This is a genomic window from Candidatus Villigracilis vicinus, assembly GCF_016702885.1.
In the GTDB taxonomy this organism is placed as follows: domain Bacteria; phylum Chloroflexota; class Anaerolineae; order Anaerolineales; family Villigracilaceae; genus Villigracilis; species Villigracilis vicinus.
Genome location: NZ_JADJDD010000011.1, coordinates 1 through 17,961, shown reverse-complemented (window position 1 = coordinate 17,961; position 17,961 = coordinate 1). Strand labels below are relative to the sequence as shown.

Genomic DNA, 17,961 nt, shown 5'->3' with positions numbered 1-17,961 from the left:
TGTTCGTTAGATAGTTTGTTCGTTAAAGAGTCAGCCCTCGGGGAGTTCCCCCCTGGGGGCTGTTTTCATTCAGTGAGGTTTAAGATGGAAAAACGTGCATGGATCCATGTAGTTCCTGAAACAGAAGCCGAGGGCGAACTGGCGGACTATTACAAACAGGAATGGGATGATGAGAAAAAAGGTGTCGACAATATCCTGGCAGTGCATTCGCTCAACCCGCCAACCCTGCGGGCACATGCCGACCTGTATCACACAGTGATGCATGCCAAGAGTCCGCTGAGCAGGTCGGAGCGTGAGATGATCGCGGTGATGGTCAGCGCCATCAACAAATGCCATTATTGAATTGCGCATCATTCGCGCGGTCTGCTGCGATTTACAAAGAACCTCGAATTGGTGCAAGCCCTGCAGAACGACTACCGCACTGCGGAATTGAAACCCCGCCAGCGGGCGATGCTGGCGTATGCCGATAAACTCACCCGCACCCCGTGGGACATGAACGCAGCCGACCTCATGCCTTTGCGCGAAGCCGGATGGGACGACCGCGCCATTTTGGATATCAATCAGACCACAGCCTACTATGCCTACGTCAACCGCGTGGCAGACGGCTTGGGCGTGGTGCTGGATGAGTACGCGAACCAACTCCAGGACGGGTAGTGCCGCGGGATTTCCACCTTGCAGAACGCAGGGCAAGCTCGTACACTTTGGTTAACCAAGGAGAATCTTCATGCGCGTCCGCTTCTTTATTTTTAGTTTGGGAATAGCTCTGATACTCGCCGCCTGCAACATGCCGTCGCAACAATCGGATTATGATTTCAACCAGCTGGCAACCTTCGCAGCTGAAACCATTACAGCCTCGGGGACGCAGGTCTTGCCGCCCGCCGGAACGCCCGCCCTGGGCACCACGACCCCAGACCCTGCAACAACCTTCGCGGCAGGCACGCCGCAAGCAGTGAAACCTACCCAAACCGGAACACCCTGCAACCGCGCATCCTTTGAATCTGATGTCACCGTGCCGGACAATACCTCGTTCATCGTTGAGAAGCCTTTCACCAAAACCTGGCGGCTCAAGAACGAAGGCACCTGCACATGGACGCCGGGGTATCAACTTGTATTCGATTCGGGCGAGCGCATGGGCGGACCCGTGACGCAAGCGCTGACCCCCGTGAATGTAGCCCCAGGCGAAAGCCTGGATGTGTCGGTCAATTTGACCGCACCCGCACTTGCCGGAACGTATCGCAGCAACTGGAAGATCAAAGACCCCGCAGGCGAGACCTTTGCCCTGGCATCGGGACCGTTCTGGGTGCAGGTAAAGGTAAAGCGCGGCGGAGTGGTGGTCTGGCAAACCTTTAAACAAGGTGACAGCACGCCCGAAGTCAGCGCCATTCAGTACCTGTTGCGGCAGCATGGGTACACCAACCTCATTGTAGATGGGATCTACGGTGCAGAGACCCAAGCCAAGGTGAAAAATCTACAGAAGGAAAACGATATTACAGAAGAAGACGGCATCGTTGGCGCGGAGACATGGGAAGTGCTGGTGATACCGGCAGCCCTGGGCGATAAAGGGGATGCCGTGCGCGCCGTGCAATTCCTGTTGAAGACCCAGCAAAGCTACACCCTTGAAGTGGACGGCATCTTTGGTCCGATCACGGAACAGGCGGTGAAGGATTTTCAAACAAAACAGGGGCTCACCGCAGACGGCGTGGTGGGTCCGTTGACCTGGCAGAAGTTGATCGGGAAATAACCCGATCCGTTTTGGTAATTTTTGTATACAAATATTTATAGGTATAATCCCCGCCCATGCCAAAACCACAAAAAGTAACACAAGCCTTCCTCGCCGCCCGTAAGGAATTGATCCTTTGGGGAAGCATCAGCGCAGGCATCTACCTTGCCTTTGTGCTCACCTTCCCTTTGATCCCTTACATCTATCACGAAGGCAAAATGCTCGACCTGGAAATGATCCTGCGGAACGGCACCCGTGAACTGGTATGGGTTTACATTCTCGGGCTGGGGGTTCTCTTCTACGCTTTCTGGCGCATCATGCAAACCCTGCAGCGCTTCTCAAAAGAATATGCCGAGAAAAGCAACGAGCTGCGCAAATTAACCCTGGGGTTCGCCGCGGCTTGCGGCTTCATCTTATTGGGGTTGTACCCCATCACCGCGCTGGATGTGGCGGTGTATGTGGTCAATGCGCGCAACTGGGTCTTGTATAACGCCAACCCCTTGTTCGTGCCGCCGGGTGCCTTCCCGAACGACCCGCTCAGCCAGCTTGCCGGAGAATACGTGGACAAGACCTCGCCGTATGGTCCTGTGTGGGAGGTCATGGGGCGCATTCCGGTGCAGCTCGGCATCAGGGATATTGGCGCGGGCATCATCGCCATGAAGGTCATCAGCCTGCTGGCGTTCATGGGCATGGCGTATCTGATCGGTTGGTACAGCAAACAACAGGACGAAAAATTCGCCGTCAGCCGGGTGACGGCGCTGGCATTCTTTGCGCTCAACCCGCTGGTCCTGCTGGAAGCGCTGGGGAATGGTCACAACGACATGAGCATGGCAGCCTTCGTGATGCTGGGACTCATCCTCTGGCAGCGCGGCAAGTGGGCATGGGCAGCCCTGGCGTTGACCGTGGCATCGCTGATCAAACTTCCGGCGTTGATCTTTTTGCCGCTGTTTGGATTGAATCTGCTGATGGACGCACCCACCTGGAAGGAACGCATCACGCGCACGCTCGGGCTGGGGGTGATCGTGCTGGGCGTTTTCTTCCTCGCATACCGCCTGATGGGACCCTTCCCCGAAGTGTTCAGCGGCATTGTTCAATCCTTCGCGCGCCGCAGCTTCTCCCCCGCCTATGCCATTTATGTGATCGTGCGTGAGCTCTCACCGGAGATCAGTAAACTGATCCTGCCCAACACGCGCTACCTCTTTTTATTGATCTACGCTTTTATCACCATCGCTTTATTACGCCGCAAGTTGACTCTGCTCGAAGCGGGTTTTCTGACCTATTTTGCAATGATCTATTTAAGCAACGCCTTTCGCATGTGGTACCCGCTGTGGTTCATCCCTTTTGCGGCATTGAACTTGAACTCGCGTACCTTCTGGCGCACCTTTCTCTTCAGCCTGACCGTGGAATTCAGCATTCTCAGTTATTACATCCTCTGGCGCTGGTACTGGCGGACATGGGACTGGGGGCTGACGGGTCCGCTTGCGCCCTATTGGGATTACTTCAAGATCATGACGCCCTTCACGGTTTCATGGGTGTTCACACTGCCCTTCCTCGCTGACCTGGCAGGCTGGTGGAAGGATAAAAAGAAGTACGCCGAGGAACTATGGTTGTAAGTACCCATCCATCAAAAAATCCCCGCCAATCTCGGCGGGGATTTTTAATATCAAGGCGTATCGCTCAATGAGCGCCTGCCTACCTTAATGACATAGGTCTACATTGGCAGGGTTGGAGCAATCCACCGAGCAGTTTGGGTCCAGGTGCGGGTCACAGGCAGGCACACCGCCCGAGCCGCCGTTTTCGTCGGTGGAGTTGCCATCTGCGCTGCCGGGGTCTTTGTAGCCGCAGAAGGCGCCGTCGAAGCTAAAGTCGTTGACCTGAACCTGCGCCACCTGGACTTGCACATTGATCGGGAAGCGCACCCCCGCCGGAAGATCGCATGAGAGGACATCAAGGTTGTTGTTGGGCACGCCGCAGTCCACGGTTTGTTGGTTGAGCGCCACTTGCAGGTTTTCTCGCGAGTATTCCTGATCTGCATCTGCCCGTTCAAAATTGATGAACCCGGCTTTATAGTCGCAGGCGGTGATCTTGCCGGTCAGGAAAGGGATACTGGTGACCTGACTTTCTCCCGCACTGAGGGGCGGCGCGGGCGCTTCGGTGGCGGGTTCAGTGGCGGTGGTAGGCAGGGCACAATACTGCTCCTGCAGCAGGGCTAACTCAAGCTCTACGATCTCGCCTTCCACATAAGTAGTGAAGCTGCCATTTGGCAGGCGCATGGCTTTGATGGACGCAAGGCTGCCATCGGGGCAGGTGATGCTGCAATCGTAGGTGTAGGAAGAATTATAAAGATTGCTCCAATTGGGGTCGTTTTCAAAGAATTCCAGGCATTCGATGGAGTTGCCATCTGCCAGAGATAATGTGACCGGGGTTCCAGGAAACAGTGAGCAGCGACAAAAGACGGTGACAAAGGCGGAGAGGACCAAGATCAGCTGCGGACGTTTTAGAAACTTCATGCAAGGCTCCTGTAAAATAGATTCCGGCGGGGAATCCAAGTTGGATCTGAAAGGCTTTGGTTATAAAGAAAAACGTCCGTGAGTTTTTCGCCCGCGGACGTTTTTTTGTTGCAGTACAGTTTCGGGAATCCTCTAGCGCAGGATGACCCACAGGGCGTGAACGACGCCGGGGAGACCGCCGAGGAAGGTGGCAACGACGTTGATCCAGAAGTCGTTGTCGATCTTGCCGTTCTTCATGTACACGGCAAGCGGGGGGATGAAAAGCGCAACGATGACCTGCAAAACCTTGTTATCCATTTGTATCTCTCCTTGAGTTGGGTATGGGAATCGGACGTGCTGTATCCGATTATACGATACGAGAAGGCAAAATACCATTCGATACGAGAACCTGGAGGCGGTTCACCACGGAGCACACAGAGATCACGGAGAAACTCTGCAGAAATAAACTAGTCGCTGCTGGGTTCGGTGGCGGCAGGCTCGGTGGAGGCAGGTTGTTCGAGTTGGGGATCTTCGCTGCCGGGGTTATTAGGCTGCGGAGCGGAGTCGCAGATGGCGCCGCCGTTGAAGTCGAATTCGTTGACCAGTTCTTCGCCGATGAAGACTTGCACACCCGCGGGCGGTGCATAGGATGGGGGCGGATAGTTGCAGGTAAGCACGCTGGGGTTATTGGCAGCCGGGGCGCAGTTGACCGGGTAGCCGTTGAAAGTAATTTTGAAGGTGGCGGGGTCGTAGGCGGGAGCGTTCTCGGCGATGCTAAAGTTGACGTAGCCCGCGGCATTATCGCAGGTGGTGAAGTTGCCGGTGAGGTAGGGGTTCAAGGGAGCCGGGTCGGTGGCGGCTTCGGTGGGAGCCGGTTCTTCTGTCGCTTCCTCAGTGGGGGCGGCACGGGAAGAACTACTGGAGGATGAGGCGCTCCCAGCAGAAACGATAAGGTCTTTTTTACATGCAGCTAAATAATTCCCATTATGGCACGGTCTGCTGCAGGCTTGAGCAACTACTTCTGCGTAGGTGACATCGGAAAATCCGCTGCCACCATTTGGATCCTCTATCCATTCTTTGCCGCTCGGGCAGCTGACCTCACATTTAATGCCGCTTGGTTCAAAACCTCCAAGGTATGTAGTGCAACCCGTTAATTCAACACCATCCGATGTGGTTGGAATCGTTTCGACTGGACCAGAACCGCAGCGGCAGACCAGGGCGAATAAGGCAGTCAGGACAAGGATCAAACGGGGGTGCTTTCGAATATTCATTAAATTCTCCTCTAAGGCAGATTGGGCGTGGGAAATATGGGGGGAGATAAGCAGGTATCCCGCATCTGCAGACACGGGATGCCTGCTTATCTTTCAGAGACTGTTTCTTAAGTAACTCAATTTGCCACCTTACATAGTTTGGCGTGATGGGTCAAGCTTTTTTAACGCAAAGTCGCTAAGACGCTAAGATTTAAGTGCTTTTCTTTGCGCCCCTGCGCCTTTGCGTTAATTTTTTTTTCACCTTCTCTATAGGTAGCAACTTGGGTTAAGTACACGGATTACGCTGATTTCACGGATTCTCACGGAAAAAATCCTTTAAAAATCCGTGTTTGCCCGTGTAATCTTTCAGCCAATGCACAACGGGATGATTTGTATTTTATTGGTTCTCCTTTGAGAGAGGGATTCATAAAAGCAAGGGGCTAGTCGCTGCTGGGTTCGGTGGCGGCGGGCTCGGTGGAGGCAGGTTGCTCAAGTTGGGGATCTTCGCTGCCGGGGTTATTAGGCTGCGGAGCGGAGTCGCAGATGGCGCCGCCGTTGAAGTCGAATTCGTTGACCAGTTCTTCGCCGATGAAGACTTGCACACCCGCAGGCGGTGCATAGGATGGAGGCGGGTAGTTGCAGGTAAGCACGCTGGGATTATTGGCAGCAGGCGCGCAGTTGACCGGGTAGCCGTTGAAAGTGACTTTGAAGGTGGCGGGGTCGTAGGCGGGAGCGTTTTCGGCGATGCTAAAGTTGACGTAGCCCGCGGTGTTATCGCATGCCGTGAAGGCGCCGGTGAGGTAGGGCTTCAATGGAGCGGGATCGGTTGGGGCTTCGGTGGAGGCGCTTGCTTCCGTCGGTGCTTCTGTGGGGGGTTCGGTGGGGGCAAGGTCGAGAGCGGGGTCCTGAATAAATGTCTGTGCGAATGGGTCTGAGCAGGCGAGGGTTTTAAGTCGGGCAGGGTCTATACCTCTTAATGTGGGGGATGACAATTCACCCCCTCTATATGCCTTGCCATCTGTTGGACAGTAGCATATATATTGGGTTCCACTTCCGAACAAATAGCCATCATCCACACAGGTGACTTCGCCGATCACTCTTTCTGTGCCGGGAATGCAGGCGAGGCTGGCTAGGACAAGGAGGAGCAGGGCAAGCAAGGGACGGACACGGTTTCGATACATGGACTTCTTCCTCTAAAATGAATTTATAGAAAATTATGCTTTGGATCGCTAAAAAATTAGGCGTTAGTATATCGTATTTGGGGTGTAGGAGATTTGGGGGAGTAACGGAATGTGTCAGGTGCGAGGGGTCAGGGGTCAGGTGCATGGAGGGTTTGAGGGTGGTTGTTTTTGAGGTGCGGATGGTATATGATGAAAGTAGTTCTGAACGAAAGGAGCTGAGATGGGTCACAACCGCGATAAGGAAAAGAAGGAAAGCAAGAAGAAAGCCCAGCATGTTCTGAAAGAGAAGCGCAAGCTGAGAAAGGAGAAGAAAGGGCAGAAGGGCGTCATCACCAGCCTGCTGCCCAGCCGACATTAACCATGCCCTCTTTGTTGTGACGACCCACCCCCTGCGGATGGGTCGTTTTGTTTCGAGCGGGCACCCCTTGACCGGATGTGCAAGGGGTCGGGTAAAATGGAAGGAAGTGAATGGGAAGCAAGTAAAATTACACTAAGATTGCCGAAGAACCCAAAGTATAATGAGGGAAACTAACCATGCATAAATTTTCATGCCCCTACTTGAAAGGCGATGTTGAATTAACCGAAGAACGCGAAGCGCATATTGCCGAAAACCACCCCGATATCCTGCCAGAATACCTGCTTCAAATTGAGCAGACTCTGGCTGATCCCGACGAAGTGCGGCGCAGTATCCGCATGAGCGGGGCGCGGATGTTCTACCGCTGGTTCGAAGATGTGCGTCACGGCAAGTACGTGGCGGTTGTAGTGGTAAGTGATGCCGCGCCCACTGAACGAAACTGGATTATTACAGCCTACATGACCAGTCGTTTGATCAATGGAGAAATAGAATGGCAGAAAAGTTAACCTTCAAATATGACCGTGAAGCGGACATTTTATACATTAACACCGTTCCGCCTTACCCTGAGCAGGAATCAGAAGAATTACAGGATGAAATTATTGCCCGGTTGAATCCCAAAACAGGCAAGATCGAAAACTTTGAGGTGTTGTTCTTCACCAGCCGCCTGTTGCGGAATGAGTTGTTCTCCCTGCCTGTGATTGCGGATTTAAGCCAGATCACGACATAAGTTCTTATGTCATTGCGAGCCGCCGCTCTTTTTCATGGCGACGAAAATCAAGAATGCCCTCGCAATGACACAATAAAGGAGGGCGTTGAATGAATGAAAACTACAACCCTGATGTATTGACCAAGTGTTGTTCTCCCAAGGGAGCCAGGTCAGTGTCACCAGCCTGCTGCCCAGCCGACATTAACCATGCCCCCTTTGTTGACGACCCACCCCCTGCGGATGGGTCGTTTTGTTTCGGGCGGGCACCCCTTGACCGGATGTGCAAGGGGTCGGGTAAAATGGAAGGAAGTGAGCGGGGAGAACCCTGCATAAAAGGAATGATATGAAAAACCCTATCATCAATTCCCCATATAAAGAACCGATCCGGCATTTCAAGGCAGATGAGCGCGGGATTTCAGATGAAGTTCTGGATTTCCGCCGCCCCAGCACGCGCTATGTTTCTGCGATGCCACGCACGCGCAAGAAGGATAGGCAGTTGGCAATGAATCTTGCAGAAGGCGCTTTTAGCGCGGAGATGCAGGAAGATAATGAATTTATCAATAAGGTTCGTTTCATTATCAGTGAATGGCGCAAGAAGGAATACCCCGGCATTACCAAGACCTCACGCGATCTGCTGTATTACTGGCAGGATGAAAGCCGCGAGAATAAACTTTTCTTCTGCCAAATCGAGGCAATGGAAACGTTGATCTATATCAACGAAGTGGCGGAAAAAGCAGGCGAAACATGGGTATTGAACGACATTCGCAAAGCGAATAACGAAGCCAACCCCGGACTATATCGTTTGGCATTCAAGATGGCAACAGGTTCAGGGAAAACAGTAGTGATGGCCATGATGATCGCGTATCATACGTTGAACAAGGCGCGCTATCCGCAGGATACAAGGTTTACAGACGCATTTGCGATTATCACTCCCGGCATTACCATCCGTGACCGTTTGAATGTGCTACGCCCCAACGACCCGCAGAACTATTACGATTAAACGAGCATTGTCTCGCATCAGGATTTTGAATTATTGCAAGGTGCTGTGGTTCTCATTATGAACTACCACCAAATGGGCTTGCGAGACAACCAGCGTTTTCAAATGGGCGCAACGCTCAAAGCGACCGGCTTGGTAAAAGAAGAAGTACAAAAGAATCACCAGCGCAATGGTCAACCGCGCGTTTAAAGAGCGTGGCGAACAAGCCGCGTGTTTGGTGATTAACGATGAAGCGCATCATTGTTACCGCGCAAAACCAAGTGATGAAAAACTAACAGGCGATGACCGAAAGCAAGCAGATGATGACAACGAAGCCGCGCGAGTATGGATCAGCGGACTGGAAGCATTGACCAAGAAAATGAACATCAATGCCATCGTTGACCTTTCAGCTACGCCCTACTTCCTGCGCGGGTCTGGGTATGAAGAAGGCACGTTATTCCCGTGGACGGTTTCAGATTTCTCTCTGCTGGATGCATTGGAATGCGGGGTTGTAAAAATCCCAAGATTGCCGGTTGAGTCGAACACCATCAAACAAACGGAAACGCCCGAATTCCGCAACTTATGGGACCACATTAGCGATGACCCGCATATGCCGAAGAAAGGCTTGAAACGCGGCACAAAAGAAGACGGATACGACCTCTCGACCATCATCCTGCCGACGAAATTACAAGAAGCCTTGGAATCTTTATACGGTAGTTATGAGAAGTATTACAAGGATTACGAAGAGTACAAGAAGAAAAACCCTGCGGTGATGCCGCCTGTGATGATCGTGGTATGCAATAACACCACGGTATCGAAAATGGTGTATCGCTGGATCGCTGGCTATGAGATCGAAACCCCATGCGCATTGCACTTGAAAAGGGCAACCTGCCCATCTTTCGCAATGAGAATGGGTCGCAAATGCTGGAACGCCCAAACACCTTGATCGTGGACAGCGCCCAACTGGAAAGCGGCGAACAGATCGACCCTGAATTCAAGAAAGTGTTCGCCAAGGAAATCGAAGACTTTCACAAAGAATATCGCAAGCGCTTTCAGGGACGCGAAGACCCCAGCGACGAAGAATTACTGCGCGAGGTCATGAACACGGTCGGCAAGCCGGGCAAACTGGGCGAGAACATCAAATGCGTTGTATCTGTCTCGATGTTGACCGAAGGCTGGGATGTGAACACCGTAACGCATATTTTAGGCGTCAGAGCGTTTACCACTCAATTGTTGTGTGAACAGGTTGTCGGTCGGGCGTTGAGGCGGGTGGATTACAATGCCGAGATTGACCCCGAAGATGGCGTCGAGAAGTTTTCGGCAGAGTATGCCGAAGTCTATGGTGTGCCGTTCAACTTCCTAAAAGCGGAAGGAGGCGGACCCAAACCGCCGCCCAAGTTCGTCCATCGTGTGATGGCATTGGAGGGGCGCGAGAAATACGAGAATCAGCTTCCCGCGTTTGGAAGGCTATCGTTATGAATTGGATGAGGGCAAACTCTCTGCGACCTTTACCGAGGAATCAAGGGTCATCATTGAGAATGAGCCAACAAAGACCATTATCGAAGGCGCGATTGGCGAAGAACAGATCGTGGATATGGGCAAGATCAAGGACAGGCGTGAAGGCGAAGTGTCTGTCATTCTGACGCAAGCCTTGTTGAAACGCTATTATCGTGACGGTGATGGCGTAGAAAAATACTGGCTGTACCCGCAGTTGAAACGCATTGTGGATGAATACATCCGCAGTCAGGTGCGATTGAAAGACAATATGGTGATCGGGTTTCTCTCGGTTGGAGAATATTTCTCAGGCGCACTCACCAAGATACAAGCCGCCATTGTCAAGAACAACATCGAGCAACAGGAATCAAAGCGCATTCTGCCCATCCTTGCGCCGTTCGACTCTCTGGGTTCCACCCGCTATGTGGATTTTCTGACCACCAAGGAAGTAAGCGAAACGGTAAAAAGCCATGTGAACTATGTGGTGGCGGATACCGCCGAATGGGAACAGGGCGTTGCCAAGCGACTTGAAGAAATGCCGGAAGTGCTGGCATATGTGAAGAACCATAATCTTGGTTTCACCATCCCGTATGAACATCAAGGTGTCAGCAGGCAATATATTCCTGATTTTATCGTCCGATTAGACCTGTCAGGGTCTCAGGTACTGAATTTATTAATAGAAGTCACTGGCAAAAAGGATGATAAAAAAGGTTTGAAGGTGAAGACTGCCCGCGAAATGTGGATACCCGCTGTGAACAACAGCGGCAAGTATGGCACATGGGCGATGTTGGAAATTCAGGACATTCACGAAACCATGAACTTGATCCGCGCTGGAATGGATCGCGGGTTCGATAATTTGATGTTAGGCACGTTGTTTGATAATCAGGAATAATCTAATAGACCTCAAGGTCTTAAAGACCTCCGAGGTCTGGAGAATAGCCATGCCCCCTAAAAAGAAGACGAAGACCCCCGCCCCCACCACCGCCGCGCCTGTTACTTCTTACAAACATGACGCCACCCGTAAACGGATTCCCACTCAGGAAGAGTCTGTCAAACTCTCACGGCGCGAGAAACAGCCTATCAAGAAAACGTATGCCTATGACCCTTCGCTTGACCCGCAATTGACATGGAGCGGAAAGCAGGAGCAGGGCGCAGAATTTGACGTGCCGACCGTGCCGATTTATGTGCAGGAGCATGTTGCCCCCGAAGCGTTGATCGCTCGCTTGAAAGCTGGCGCAAGCGATGACCGCCAAATGCTGCTCTTTGGCGAGACTGCCGAAGACCAGTTTCAAAAGGCGGTGGAGTTCTACAAACACGAAGATAACTGGCAGAATCGCATGATTCTGGGCGATAGTTTATTGGTGATGAACAGCCTGCTCGAAAAAGAAGGCATGCGCGGCAAGGTGCAGACCATTTACATGGACCCACCTTATGGAGTTAAGTTCGGTTCGAATTGGCAGGTTTCAACCAAAAATAGAGATGTAAAGCATAACAAGATAGAAGATTTTGTCAGGCAACCTGAACAAATAAAAGCATTTCGCGACACATGGGAACTTGGAATTCATTCATACCTGTCATACTTACGCGACAGGATGATAACCGTTCGTGAGTTACTGAATGAGAGTGGTTCTTGCTTTGTGCAAATTAGTGATGAAAATGTTCATCTTGTTAGAACAATTATGGATGAAGTTTTCGGCAACAGTAATTTTTGTAGTCTAATCAGTTTCAAAAAAACAAGTGGATTAGGTGCAACGCTACTACAAACAACTCAAGATTTTCTTATTGGTATGCAAAAGATATAAAACAAGTAAAGTTTAGGCAAATATTTACAAACAAAGCATCTAAGTGAAGATGATGGCACACTACCAAACAGATGAAAACGGAAGAGTCTATACATGACAGTGACTTGACAGCACAAAACAATACCATGTTAAGCTTCTTGTATATGAATTTGAAATTTGAGGAAAATCACAAACTTCCAAAAGGTCGTCAGTGGAAGACTAATTTGAAGGTATGAAAAAACTCTGCAGTAGTAAAAGAATTATCAAAACGGAAAACTTCAAAAGATACTTGGACGATTCTTCCAGTAGTCCAATATACGAGACAGCCTGTCTCGACAATTATTGGGATGGTTGAACAGACCAAAGTTTATGTAGTAAGACTTGTGCAAACAGCACCAGTGTTGAACGCTGTGTTTTGATGACCACAGACCCAGGTGACATCGTGCCTGACCCGACTTGCGGTTCTGGTACAACTGCTACTGTCGCCGAGCAATGGGGCAGACGGTGGATAACTACAGACACATCGCGGGTCGCATTGCACTTGCGAGAACTCGATTGATGACAGCAAAGTATCCTTTTACAAACTCAAAGATGAGAGAAGTATTAGCGCTGGCTTTGAATACGAAACCGTGTCGCATATTACTCTAAGTCATTGGCGACGATGAAAGCCGTTAGAAATTCTATACGACAAACCCGATGGTAACAAAAAGTGTTGTGCGGGTGGCGGGTCCGTTCACAGTCGAGTCTTTATCTCCGCACCGTGTTAGTGATGAGCAAGAGATGGTCAGCACCGAAAGGTTTGTGAATATCGTGGTCGAGAACTTGCTCAAAGCAGGTGTACAAACAGGCGAAAAAGGCGCGCGCGTCGAATTCGTCAATTTGGATATTCTGCCGAGCGGCCCCGAAGTGCAGGCAATCGGCGAATACAAAACCAAAGACGGTTTGAAGAAAGCCGCCGTTGCCATCGGTCCCGAATTCGGCAGTGTCGATGATGACTTCATCCGCGATGCTGCGACGGTCGCCAAGCGTTTCTCCGATCTGCTCGTGGTGGCTGCCACCTCCTTTGATGCGTCCGCACATTCAATTGGTAATGAAATCGAAGGTTTGCAAATCATGAAAGTCAAGATCAATCCTGACTTGTCTATGGGCGATTTGCTGAAAAAGACAGGCTCCGGCAATCTCTTTCTTGCCTTTGGTGAGCCAGAGGTCAAGGTCACAAAAGACGGAGATAACGTCATTGTCGAAGTGCTGGGTGTGGATGTCTATGACCCGTCACCAGTGAAATGCGCTCCAGCGGTTCGGGCAATCTCGAACACGACATCGCTGCATGGTTCATCGACACCAATTACAGCGGTGAAGCCTTCTTTGTCACCCACGCCTATTTCCTTGGGGCAGATAAGCCCTTTGAGAAGTTGAAGAAGGCGCTCAAAGCTGACATCAACGAAGATTTGTGGGATGAGTTGTACTCGACTACATCACGTCCGTTCCCGAAACCGAAGACCGGTAAGATCGCGGTCAAGGTCATCAATCACTTCGGGGATGAGGTGATGAAGGTGGTTGAGGTGAAGTAAAGGGTAATTTTGAATCAAGAAGAAAAAATCAAAGCAATCCAAAACCTATGGATGCGCTTCAATTCCAACATTGGAGCGCTCTATTCGTTTTTTGAAAAAGTAACCGAACTGGCAGATGAAGCAGATCGGGAAAAGATCAAAAATATCTCCGCAAAAGTTAGCAAGTCTATTTAACGACAACCAAGAAGAAGTAGAAAGAAATTGCCAGTTTGTTTCCTTCTATTGACGACCTAGATATTTATCCAGATATTCGAAATAATGAGGTCTGTAAAAGAAATGATGGAAAAGCTAAAGGATGCTTCATTCATAGAACAAGTAACTCAATGGGAAAAGAAGCATCCTTTTAAAGTAAAAAGTTCGCGGAAATTCTATTGTCCGCCTTCACAGACCCACCACCCATGAGCGGGGTTATGCTAAGAAGAAGTATGTTGGTCAGTTTAGTGACTTTTCTTGAAATCCTCATTCAAGATGTTTTTGTGAGTCATTTTCTGGCGCTGGGGGAAACAAAGAAAAGGCTCTTGAACTTGCAGATGAAATGTCTAAATCTTGGGGGAAGAGATTAAGTAATTTAGAGAAAATCGGGCTTGGTACGCTGGCACAATTAAAATATAAAGAGGAAATAATCGAAATTATAAAACGCCGTAACCTCTTAGTTCACAACGACGGAATTGTTGATGAAACTTATCTTGAAAAAGCCCCGCAAAATACAGGTCTAAAGCCAGGAAGTATTTTTATTGTCTCAACAAAGTATTTTCAAAGAGCGCTGGATATCGCCTACGCCTTCGGGTTCTACTTATGCATTAAACAATGGAAGTTAAGCAATATTCCAGAATTAGAGCAAAGCAAAGAAATTGACAAATTTCTTATACCTTCATTAAATCAAAAACGATACAGCCTCGTATTGGAAATTACAAATCACATAACTGACGAATGCCTGCCAAACCAGTTACCGCAAAGGTTTTTGGCAGATCGCGCCATTGCATTTCGAGAATTAGGTCAAACAAAGGAAGTAACTAAAATTGTAGTCAAACTGAAAGAGTTGGATGACCACTGGTCAAAATCTGTTGCAATTGCCATGCTAACAAATAACATTACTGATTTACAAAAAATACTTAAAGATGATAGGGTTCCAGCCAATATTTCTTATTGGCCATTATTTGATCCAGTAAAAAATGAACTATGGTTTAAGCAATTGTTCCTACAAAAAAACAAAAAGGAATGGCAAAAATGAGGAGCAAGCGATAGGAATATGACGGTACACAGACGTTTTTTGATTTTAAGGAAAACAGCATGCCCGGCAAATACAGTCCGCTTGAAGAGTGTTTGTAATTACCCCCATCCCCCTACGGGGACGCGGCGGACACCTTCCCCCTAAAGGGTGAAGGCTTACGCTGTGAGAGTTTTCTGCTTCGGCGGGCAACCCCAAACGCTGACGGAACTGCCTGTCCTGTGCTCTTCAGGGCGCGAGTGGCGACTGTCCGCTGCTGGTGAATGGGCAGGTGTCTGCACTATGATTTTAATGATTAGGGGACGGACTATGATGAGAGCGACAATCATAGTCATTCCATCAGTTCAGCCGCGCCCGCTCCGGGGGGCGCCCCCCCGTGTTCATTCCATCAGATAAATCATGGTACGAACGCTGACGGAACTGCCTGTCCTGTGCTCTTCAGGGCGCGATTGGGTGACATCCATCCTGGTGAATGGGCAGGTGTCTGCACTATGATTTTAATGATTAGGGGACGGACTATGATGAGAGCGACAATCATAGTCCATCATTCAATCAGATCAATCATAGTTTCAGACAGGGAGTACAAGAATGATTGATGAAAAATATCTACATTCCGAATTAACGGGCAAAATCATCGGCTGCGCGATGGAAGTTCATAAGGCGCTGGGCAATGGCTTTCAAGAAGTCATCTATCAACGGGCGCTGGATATTTCACTGGCGCAGCAAGGTCTCACCGCCAGCCGCGAACACGAAATGGATATTTTCTACAAAGGCATCAAGATCGGCAACCGCCGCGTCGATTTCTTTGTGGAAGAAAAAGTGATGGTTGAGATCAAGGCAGTCATTCAGTTGGAAGATGTCCACCTGGCGCAAGCCATCAACTATTTGGAAGCCTACGGGCTGGAAGTTGGACTATTGATTAATTTTGGCAGTCGAAGTATGCAATTCAAGCGTGTCATGAAACCCGCCAAAAACCGCCCGCCCAATAAACCGTAAAGGATTTTCATAGTCCATCATATAATCAGAAAAATCATAATCCCAAACGCTGACGGAACTGCCTGTCCTGTGCTCTTCAGGGCGCGAGTGGCTGACTGTCCGCCGGTGAATGGGGCAGGTGAAGGTTCAGCCCCTCTGTCCGTTGGACATCTCCCCCCCAAATGCGACGATAGTGCTGTCGAATTTGGGGGAGAACTAACAATTGAGATTTATTATGAACACTGAGCATGTTTCTAAAATTTTGATTTCAAAAGCAACAGTCCCTCCCCAATTGCGACGTGTTCTTCGTCGCAATTGGGGAGGCTAGGAGGGGAAGAATTGCCACGCCCACCCAGAAGCAATCCCAAAACCAGAACCCACGCCATCGAACTACGAAAAGAATTAACTCCCGCTGAGCGCAAATTATGGGCGAATATTCGCAATGACAAACTCGGCATCAACTTCCGCCGCCAACACGCCATCGGTAACTTCATCCCTGATTTTGTATGCATCGAAAAGAAACTCATCGTCGAACTGGATGGAAGTCAACACTTGGAACAAGTCGAATACGACACAGAACGCACAAAATATTTTGAAACATTGGGCTACAAAGTTATCCGCTTTTGGAACAACCAGATCATGAACGACATTAACGGCGTTATTAAAGTCATCCAATTCGCACTGGAAAGTGAAGATCCCAAACGCTGATGGAACTGCCTGTCCTGTGCCTTTCGAAAGGCCAATTGGCTGATGTCCGCTGGTGAATGGGCAGGTGAAGGTCTGTACTATGATTTATGTGATTGAATGAAAACTATGATTAAAGCAGCGCAATCATAGTCCATCAAATAATCATTCCAAGCATAGTTCCAGACAAGGGAGTATAAGAATGGCTGAGGAAAAGTATCTTCACTCCGAACTGACAGGCAAGATCATCGGCTGTGTTGATGGAAGTCCGCAAGCGCTGGATATTGGAATGGCAGAGCGGTCTAACTGCTCATCGCAAAGACGGAATAGAACTTCAGTAAAACAATTCACATCACAATACATTAGGAGGAAAACATGGAGATCATCAACATCCTTGCCATGGTAGGTACGATCATTAATGACATACTTGCGTTATTGAGTGCGCTGGGTAGTTTTATTATGCTGCTTGGTTCGTTCGGCAAAGCCTCGTGGAGGAAATACGGTCAGATCGCAGATTGGAGCATTCTCGGTTTGGTCTTGGGTTGGGGGCTTCAGATCTGCATGGCGATCACCAAGACCACACCGGAACAGATCGGCATGATCTTTCGCATGCCCACACTAATGGTCTATGCGTTATTGAGCATCTCTTTGCTAATGGTCATCGGCAGAATGATCATACGGCGAATGTTACGAAGCGGTAAATAGAATCAGGAGGTTTATATCTTTGTTTTGTCTGGTTGCCTTTAATGGGGAACGGCGGCTTGGGGCAATAGTACAATAGCAGGGTATATGCTCAATGCGAATTAAGAGAAAGAAACCATGCGAACAAAAAAAGCGTTCGTTTTTAACCGATTTGCATTCGCTGCCATGTTTTGGCTGGCGGCATGCAACGGCGAGCCGAGCCCGTCTATAAATGCACAGGTCACCAATATTACAGAGAGACAGCAGGTCACAGGTGAGATCACGCAGACCAAAACCTTCGACCAATGCGATTCCTCCAGTGTATTCAAAACGTCCGTTCAATTCAGCGAAAGCAATATCAAAACCAATCAAGAAGAACTGGTCCTTGGTTTGGAAGGCTCTGGCAGCGGCAAAGTATACGGAGCGGTTGAGGTTGAGATAAAAGGCTCCATTCAAAAGCACTTTTCCGAAACGACCCAACAAGGAGAATCGCGGGGAGAAAATCTAAGCATCGAAGTCCCCGCTCACACAAAACAGGAATACACTTTCATCTGGCAGGAAACCCGCCGCGAAGGCACGGTCGAATACGAAGAGAACGGTCAGAAAAAATCAATAGATTTTAGCTACCGGGTCGGGCTTGAATTAGTTCATTCATCCGGCAAAGATATCCCATGTGATTCGCAAGATCCCACAACCGAAGCAACTGAGTCAACCCAGCCAACCGCTTCCACATTCAGGCTGGAGTTTCGCAAAGCCGAACCCAGTCAGGTTGCTGCCGGGCCGATGCTTCCTTGGGACGCCAAAGAATATCCGCGTAAAGATATATTGTCACCAGGCACGAAATCCTATTCCGGCAATGCAGAAGTTGGG

General features: G+C 49.7%; 25 protein-coding genes. 21 read left to right on the top strand and 4 right to left on the bottom strand.

Annotated elements, in window-relative coordinates; genetic code table 11:
- The first annotated feature begins 84 nt into the window (after positions 1-84).
- The 3 genes from IPG80_RS11025 to IPG80_RS11015 all read left to right on the top strand — a co-directional run bounded on the left by IPG80_RS11025 (position 85) and on the right by IPG80_RS11015 (position 3,333).
- Complete coding sequence (locus tag IPG80_RS11025) at positions 85-654, top strand: peroxidase-related enzyme (RefSeq protein ID WP_345106477.1); 570 nt, start codon at positions 85-87, stop codon at positions 652-654.
- Positions 655-724: 70 nt separating this feature from the next.
- Positions 725-1,741, top strand: a complete 1,017-nt coding sequence (locus IPG80_RS11020; protein WP_345106474.1) for a peptidoglycan-binding protein — start codon at positions 725-727, stop codon at positions 1,739-1,741.
- A gap of 56 nt (positions 1,742-1,797) precedes the next feature.
- The gene (locus tag IPG80_RS11015) at positions 1,798-3,333 is read left to right on the top strand and encodes a hypothetical protein (protein WP_345106471.1); all 1,536 of its coding nucleotides are present in this window, start codon (positions 1,798-1,800) and stop codon (positions 3,331-3,333) included.
- An 84-nt stretch (positions 3,334-3,417) separates the two neighbouring features.
- Here the strand turns inward: IPG80_RS11015 and IPG80_RS11010 are convergent, their stop codons facing one another.
- The 4 genes from IPG80_RS11010 to IPG80_RS10995 form a co-directional block, all read right to left on the bottom strand.
- On the bottom strand, positions 3,418-4,230 hold the full coding sequence (locus IPG80_RS11010) for a hypothetical protein (protein WP_345106469.1): 813 nt from the start codon (positions 4,228-4,230) through the stop codon (positions 3,418-3,420).
- 132 nt (positions 4,231-4,362) lie between these two features.
- Positions 4,363-4,527, bottom strand: a complete 165-nt coding sequence (locus IPG80_RS11005; protein WP_345106466.1) for a YqaE/Pmp3 family membrane protein — start codon at positions 4,525-4,527, stop codon at positions 4,363-4,365.
- Positions 4,528-4,676: 149 nt separating this feature from the next.
- Positions 4,677-5,480 (bottom strand): hypothetical protein, encoded by an 804-nt coding sequence (locus IPG80_RS11000; RefSeq protein WP_345106464.1) that lies wholly within the window; start codon positions 5,478-5,480, stop codon positions 4,677-4,679.
- Positions 5,481-5,899: 419 nt separating this feature from the next.
- Positions 5,900-6,640, bottom strand: coding sequence for a hypothetical protein (locus IPG80_RS10995; RefSeq protein WP_345106459.1), 741 nt, complete (start codon positions 6,638-6,640; stop codon positions 5,900-5,902).
- A gap of 220 nt (positions 6,641-6,860) precedes the next feature.
- On the opposite strand from IPG80_RS10995, the gene IPG80_RS10990 reads away from it, so the two are divergent.
- From IPG80_RS10990 to IPG80_RS10905, 18 genes are all read left to right on the top strand, one after another.
- A complete protein-coding gene (locus IPG80_RS10990; RefSeq protein ID WP_345106457.1) occupies positions 6,861-6,998 on the top strand; it encodes a hypothetical protein in 138 nt (45 codons plus the stop codon).
- 176 nt (positions 6,999-7,174) lie between these two features.
- Positions 7,175-7,501: a PBECR2 nuclease fold domain-containing protein gene (locus tag IPG80_RS10985; protein ID WP_345106454.1), complete on the top strand. Its 327-nt coding sequence runs from the start codon at positions 7,175-7,177 to the stop codon at positions 7,499-7,501.
- Positions 7,486-7,722 (top strand): DUF2283 domain-containing protein, encoded by a 237-nt coding sequence (locus tag IPG80_RS10980; RefSeq protein ID WP_345106451.1) that lies wholly within the window; start codon positions 7,486-7,488, stop codon positions 7,720-7,722. Before IPG80_RS10985 ends, IPG80_RS10980 begins: the two co-directional genes overlap by 16 nt.
- Positions 7,723-8,044: 322 nt before the next feature.
- Positions 8,045-8,701, top strand: coding sequence for a DEAD/DEAH box helicase family protein (locus IPG80_RS10975; RefSeq protein WP_345106448.1), 657 nt, complete (start codon positions 8,045-8,047; stop codon positions 8,699-8,701).
- 57 nt (positions 8,702-8,758) lie between these two features.
- Positions 8,759-8,887, top strand: a complete 129-nt coding sequence (locus tag IPG80_RS10970) for a hypothetical protein (RefSeq protein WP_345106446.1) — start codon at positions 8,759-8,761, stop codon at positions 8,885-8,887.
- Positions 8,868-9,623 carry a hypothetical protein gene (locus IPG80_RS10965; RefSeq protein ID WP_345106443.1) on the top strand — a complete coding sequence of 252 codons (756 nt, stop codon included), beginning with the start codon at positions 8,868-8,870 and terminating at the stop codon, positions 9,621-9,623. Before IPG80_RS10970 ends, IPG80_RS10965 begins: the two co-directional genes overlap by 20 nt.
- Complete coding sequence (locus tag IPG80_RS10960; protein ID WP_345106440.1) at positions 9,599-10,156, top strand: hypothetical protein; 558 nt, start codon at positions 9,599-9,601, stop codon at positions 10,154-10,156. Before IPG80_RS10965 ends, IPG80_RS10960 begins: the two co-directional genes overlap by 25 nt.
- Positions 10,137-11,063 (top strand): hypothetical protein, encoded by a 927-nt coding sequence (locus IPG80_RS10955; protein ID WP_345106437.1) that lies wholly within the window; start codon positions 10,137-10,139, stop codon positions 11,061-11,063. The genes IPG80_RS10960 and IPG80_RS10955 overlap by 20 nt, the downstream gene beginning before the upstream one ends.
- 49 nt (positions 11,064-11,112) lie before the next feature.
- A complete protein-coding gene (locus IPG80_RS10950) occupies positions 11,113-11,973 on the top strand; it encodes a DNA methyltransferase (protein ID WP_345106434.1) in 861 nt (286 codons plus the stop codon).
- Positions 11,974-12,370: 397 nt separating this feature from the next.
- Entirely contained in the window at positions 12,371-12,511 is a 141-nt protein-coding gene (locus IPG80_RS10945) for a DNA methyltransferase (RefSeq protein ID WP_345106432.1), read from the top strand.
- Between the two features lie 137 nt (positions 12,512-12,648).
- Positions 12,649-13,368: a hypothetical protein gene (locus IPG80_RS10940; RefSeq protein WP_345106430.1), complete on the top strand. Its 720-nt coding sequence runs from the start codon at positions 12,649-12,651 to the stop codon at positions 13,366-13,368.
- A complete protein-coding gene (locus IPG80_RS10935; protein ID WP_345106427.1) occupies positions 13,365-13,523 on the top strand; it encodes a hypothetical protein in 159 nt (52 codons plus the stop codon). Before IPG80_RS10940 ends, IPG80_RS10935 begins: the two co-directional genes overlap by 4 nt.
- 9 nt (positions 13,524-13,532) lie before the next feature.
- Positions 13,533-13,697, top strand: a complete 165-nt coding sequence (locus IPG80_RS10930; RefSeq protein WP_345106425.1) for a hypothetical protein — start codon at positions 13,533-13,535, stop codon at positions 13,695-13,697.
- A 361-nt stretch (positions 13,698-14,058) separates the two neighbouring features.
- Complete coding sequence (locus IPG80_RS10925; protein WP_345106422.1) at positions 14,059-14,754, top strand: hypothetical protein; 696 nt, start codon at positions 14,059-14,061, stop codon at positions 14,752-14,754.
- A gap of 585 nt (positions 14,755-15,339) precedes the next feature.
- Positions 15,340-15,747 carry a GxxExxY protein gene (locus tag IPG80_RS10920; protein ID WP_345106420.1) on the top strand — a complete coding sequence of 136 codons (408 nt, stop codon included), beginning with the start codon at positions 15,340-15,342 and terminating at the stop codon, positions 15,745-15,747.
- A gap of 318 nt (positions 15,748-16,065) precedes the next feature.
- A complete protein-coding gene (locus tag IPG80_RS10915) occupies positions 16,066-16,434 on the top strand; it encodes a DUF559 domain-containing protein (RefSeq protein ID WP_345106418.1) in 369 nt (122 codons plus the stop codon).
- Positions 16,435-16,785: 351 nt separating this feature from the next.
- Entirely contained in the window at positions 16,786-17,115 is a 330-nt protein-coding gene (locus tag IPG80_RS10910) for a hypothetical protein (protein WP_345106415.1), read from the top strand.
- Between the two features lie 114 nt (positions 17,116-17,229).
- Positions 17,230-17,961: hypothetical protein (locus tag IPG80_RS10905; RefSeq protein WP_345106412.1), on the top strand; the 732-nt coding region annotated here is incomplete at its 3' end.